General features: G+C 64.8%; 5 protein-coding genes. All 5 read right to left on the reverse strand.

The genetic code is table 11. From position 1 onward, the window contains the following. Positions 1-25: 25 nt before the first annotated feature. The 5 genes from DBR46_RS29395 to moaB are packed head-to-tail and all read right to left on the reverse strand — an operon-like array spanning position 26 to position 4,170. Positions 26-493 (reverse strand): SCP2 domain-containing protein, encoded by a 468-nt coding sequence (locus tag DBR46_RS29395; RefSeq protein WP_124529828.1) that lies wholly within the window; start codon positions 491-493, stop codon positions 26-28. Then, positions 487-1,377, reverse strand: coding sequence for a U32 family peptidase (locus tag DBR46_RS29400; RefSeq protein ID WP_124529830.1), 891 nt, complete (start codon positions 1,375-1,377; stop codon positions 487-489). The genes DBR46_RS29395 and DBR46_RS29400 overlap by 7 nt, the downstream gene beginning before the upstream one ends. Positions 1,378-1,387: 10 nt before the next feature. Continuing rightward, a complete protein-coding gene (locus DBR46_RS29405; protein WP_124529831.1) occupies positions 1,388-2,383 on the reverse strand; it encodes a peptidase U32 family protein in 996 nt (331 codons plus the stop codon). A 9-nt stretch (positions 2,384-2,392) separates the two neighbouring features. Next, positions 2,393-3,619 (reverse strand): gephyrin-like molybdotransferase Glp, encoded by a 1,227-nt coding sequence (gene glp / locus DBR46_RS29410; RefSeq protein WP_124529833.1) that lies wholly within the window; start codon positions 3,617-3,619, stop codon positions 2,393-2,395. Then, positions 3,616-4,170, reverse strand: coding sequence for a molybdenum cofactor biosynthesis protein B (gene moaB, locus DBR46_RS29415; RefSeq protein ID WP_124529835.1), 555 nt, complete (start codon positions 4,168-4,170; stop codon positions 3,616-3,618). Before moaB ends, glp begins: the two co-directional genes overlap by 4 nt. Positions 4,171-4,522: the final 352 nt, after the last annotated feature.

The following is a 4,522-nucleotide window of genomic DNA, read 5'->3' on the forward strand; positions in this document are numbered from 1 at the left end:
ACCGAAGAAACGGATATGTACTCAGTCAAACACCAACCCCCCGCCCCGCAACCTCCAACCCCCTCCACAACCACCCCGGCAACACATCCGAATCCAAACTATCAATCAAATTCTTAAGCCCCAACCCCAACTCCGTATCCCCCTCAATCACCAACCGCCGCCGAAAAAACAACGTATCCGGATCCTCCTGCCGACTAGCCAACAACAAAAACTCCCGCCAGTTCCCACTGATGGTCACCTGCGCCTCAGCCCTGTCAGTAATACGCAACCCATCCCGCGCCAACGTCAGGTACCAACACAACCCCAAATCAGGAATCCGCAAACACATCCAACGCCCGCGCAACAAATCGAAGCCCCCCTCGCGCAAAGGCTCAGCCAGACAACGATTAAGCCCCTGCTCCAAGGCCACACGCTGCACCGCAAACGGCACCCGCCGCACCAGCGGCAACAACCGGTCGGCCCCCTTGAGCAACCATTGCTTGCGACTCAACACAGCCCCACCTCCTCAACCCGCAACATGCCCGCCTGGCCATGCCAGTAGCCGTTGCAACCCTCGACAAACACCGGCGGCATCGCGCCCTGCCGCACCTGATCGTAGGCGCGTACCACATCGGCCATGCCTTCCGCACGCGGGCTCAGGCGCAACACATCAGCGCCACAAGCCACCAGCCCGGGATAGTCGGCCAGCAGGTTAGTCACGTCCGCCGACATCGTCTGAATCCCATTCAAGGTAAACAACGCCTGCCCTTCCTGGCTGGTCAAGGCCATGCCGTCCGGGTAGTTGATGCAGCAGAACTGGCAGTCGTCCTTCGGCCGGTTTTCGGCGCGGGCGGTGAAGCAGCGCGCCGAGTAGGCCAGGGGTAAATGGCCGTAGGCGAAGATCTCCACTTCCGGCAACGGCCTGCCCAGTTCCTGCACCTGCGCCAGCACATCGGCGATCAAGCCTCGCGAGCATTCCACCGGCGGCACCCAGCGTTGCATGCCCAAGTCGAGCAATTGCACCAGGGCGTGGCCGTTGTAGAGGTTGAGCGCCGGGCCGCCGACGAAGGGTAATTTGCGTTCAACCAGCAACTGCACCGCACCCATGTCGTTGGCTTCCACCAGCATCTCGCCGTTGTCGCACAGGCGCCGCAGGCGGGACAGTTCGGAGGCCGCCTCGATCAGCGTGAGGCTCGACAACACGATCTGCGCCGAACTGCACGTCTGCAACTCACGGCCCAGGCCCAGCCACTGGTCGAGGTTGAACACGCGGCGTTTCGAGCACACGGTTTCGCCCAGGTAGATCACATCCAGGGGCAAGTCGGCCATGTCCGCATAGAAGCGCCCGAGGTGGTCCTTGTCCCAATAAAACAGCACCGGTCCGAGACTGAGTTTCATCTGTGTATCCTCATTGCCATGCACGATGGTAAGCCCCCAGGGTGGTCTGGCTGCCTTCGGAGAGCCCGGCCAATACCTGGCGCCATTGCTCCTTGACGACAAAGTTGGCCGGGCTGTTGCGGTGGGCGTCGAGGGCGGCGCGCCAGACGCGGGTGACTTGCTCCACGTAGGCCGGACTGCGTTGGCGACCTTCGATCTTCACCGCTTCCACGCCAATGGCGGTCAGTTCCGGCAGCAGGTCGAGGGTGTCGAGGCTGGTAGGTTCTTCCAGCGCATGGAAGCGCTTGCCGCCCACCAGGAAGCGGCCCTTGCACAGGGTCGGGTAGCCGGCGGGTTCGTCCGGGGTGTAGCGGTCGATCAGCACTTCGCTCAAGCGCGCGCTGAGGCCGTCGGCGTCGTCGCTCCAGCGCACTGCCTTGGCCGGCGAGCACACGCCGCACAGGTTGGGCGATTCGCCGGTGATGTAGGAGGACAAGTGGCAGCGCCCTTCGGCCATGATGCACAGGCTGCCAAAGCCGAACACTTCGATGGGCACCGTGGCGCTCGCCGCCACCTGCTTGACCTGGGCCAGGGACAACACCCGTGGCAGCACCGCTCGACGGATGCCATAGCGTTCGACGTAAAACTTCAACGCCGCCGCGTGGGTGGCCGAGCCCTGCACCGACAAGTGCAAGGCCATCTGCGGGTGGCGCGCGGCGGCGTAGCCGAGTACGCCGGGGTCGCCGGCGATCAGGGCGTCCACACCATGGTCGGCAGCGCGATCGACGGCGCGTTGCCAGCGTGGCCAGATCTTCGGTTGCGGGTAGGTGTTGACCGCCACGTAGAGCTTGCGCTGGTGCTGGCGGATATGGGCGACGGCGGCGTCGAACTGCTTGTCGTCCATGTTCAGCCCGGCGAAATGCCGGGCATTGGTGTCATCGCGAAACCCCACATACACCGCGTCGGCGCCTTGGCGCACAGCGGCTTTCAACGCAGGCAAGTTACCTGCCGGGCAGACCAGTTGCATGGTGACTCCTTAGTGGAAATCGGCAAAGGACAGAAACGGCACCGCCGCGCCCTTGAGCACCTGCTGCCCGCGCTCGACGATCACCAGACCGTCGGCCCAACAGGCGGCGACCAACATCGCCGAGCTTTGCTGCGGGTGCAGGATCGCGCGCAGTTGCCCATCGCTGCCGGGGCTCAAGCGCGCCCGCAGGTATTGGCGGCGCGGGTTGGGCTTGAGCCATTCAAACGCCGCCGGCACGCTGGCCGGCACCGGCAACACGCGCTGCGCACCCTGGGCTCGCAGCAGGAACGGGCGCACCACCACCAGCGCCGTGACCAACGCCGCCGTCGGATTACCCGGTAGGCCTATCCATGGTTTGCCTGCCACCTGACCAAAGGCCAGGGGCTTGCCGGGCTGGATCGCCAAGCGCCAGAACTCGACCTTGCCCAGCTCGCGGATCGCTTGTTTGAGATGGTCCTCCTCCCCCACCGACACGCCGCCGGTCGTCAGCAGCAGGTCGCATTCGGAAGACGCCAGCGCCAACGCATCGCGACTCGCCGTGAGGGCGTCGGCCATCACGCCGTAGTCGTGCACCTCAACGCCCCAGCCTCGCAGCAGCGCCGCGATGAGGTAACGGTTGCTGTTGTAGATCTGCCCTGGTGCCAGCGACTCACCGGGTTCGCGCAATTCATCACCGCTGCTGAGCAGGCACACCCGCAGCGGCCGATAGACCTTGACCCGAGGGATGCCCGCCGCCGCCAGCAGGCCGATTTCCTGGGCGCGCAGGCGCTTGCCGGCGCTCAACACCTGCTGCCCGCGTTGCAGCTCTTCGCCGCGTTTGCGCACGTGGTCCCCTAGACGGATCGGCGGGCACCAGATCCGCTGGCCATACACGCGGCAACGTTCCTGGGCGACCACACTGTCGGCCCCCGGTGGCAGCGGCGCACCGGTAAAGATGCGCACCGCTTGCCCGGCCTGCAACGGCTCATCACTGCTGTGCCCGGCAGCGATGCGCCCGGCGACTTCCAGGTGACCGCCCTGCTCCGGCACGTCAAACGCGCGCAGGGCGTAGCCGTCCATGGCGCTGTTGTCCCAGCCCGGCAAGTCGAGGGGCGAAAACACCTCTTCGGCGACCACCCGCCCGAGGGCCTGGGCCAAGGCAATCACCTCGGTGGGCGGTGGTGGCGGCGCCTGCGCGAGCAATTGCTCGATGGCGTCCTCCACCGGCAACAGGTCGCCGCTGTCACACACGTTCATGAGCGTGACTCACAGGCGCTGAGCGCTTGATCGAGCTGCGGCTTGAGGTGCGGCGCGAAATTGCACGGGCCGGTGCGGCTGTCCAGTTGGCCGCAGAGAATCTTGTCCCAGGCCGTGCGGCACGCCCCTGGCGAACCGGGCATGCAGCACACCAGCACACCGTTGCTGAAGCCGGCCAGGGCACGGGATTGCAGGGTCGACATGCCGATTTCGGCCAGGGACACCTGACGGAACAACTCGCCGAAGCCGTCCACTTGCTTGTCCAGCAACGGCAACACGGCTTGGGGTGTGTTGTCGCGGGCAGTGAAACCGGTGCCGCCGGTCATCAACACCACTTGCACCTGGGGGTCGGCGATCCACTGCGAAACCCGGGCGCGGATCTGGTAGATGTCGTCCATCACGATGCCGCGGTCGATGAGCATATGGCCGGCGGTTTGCAGGCGGTCCACCAGGGTGTCGCCGGAGGTGTCGGTGTCGTAGGTGCGGGTGTCGCTGATGGTCAGTACGGCGATGTTCAGGGAGACGAAGTTTTGCTGGGTCAGGTGGGCCATGGTCCGGGCTCCAAGCGTTGGGAAGATGGGGGCAGCCTGCGCCGCATTGGGCGTAGGGCCTATTCCTCGGAGGAGGTATGCCGTTGGGGGGCTGGTCCTTCAGGGCGTTTGGCACAGTGTGGGAACTGGGTGGGTGGGGGCTGTTGATCGTGGTCAAGGGTTGGGTGTGGCATGGGGTCGCACAGGGGTTTGGTGGGGGCTGCTTTTTGTGGGAGCTGGCTTGCCTGCGATGGCGGTCTGTCGGGGTACATATCCATTTCTTCGGTAACGGCGGCTTATGGTTCCGCCCTTACGGCGGGTCACTTTTGGAAAAGAGCCCCAAAAGTAACCAAAAGGGCTCTTGCCCCAACAC

This window comes from Pseudomonas sp. KBW05, from assembly GCF_003852405.1.
Lineage (GTDB): Bacteria > Pseudomonadota > Gammaproteobacteria > Pseudomonadales > Pseudomonadaceae > Aquipseudomonas.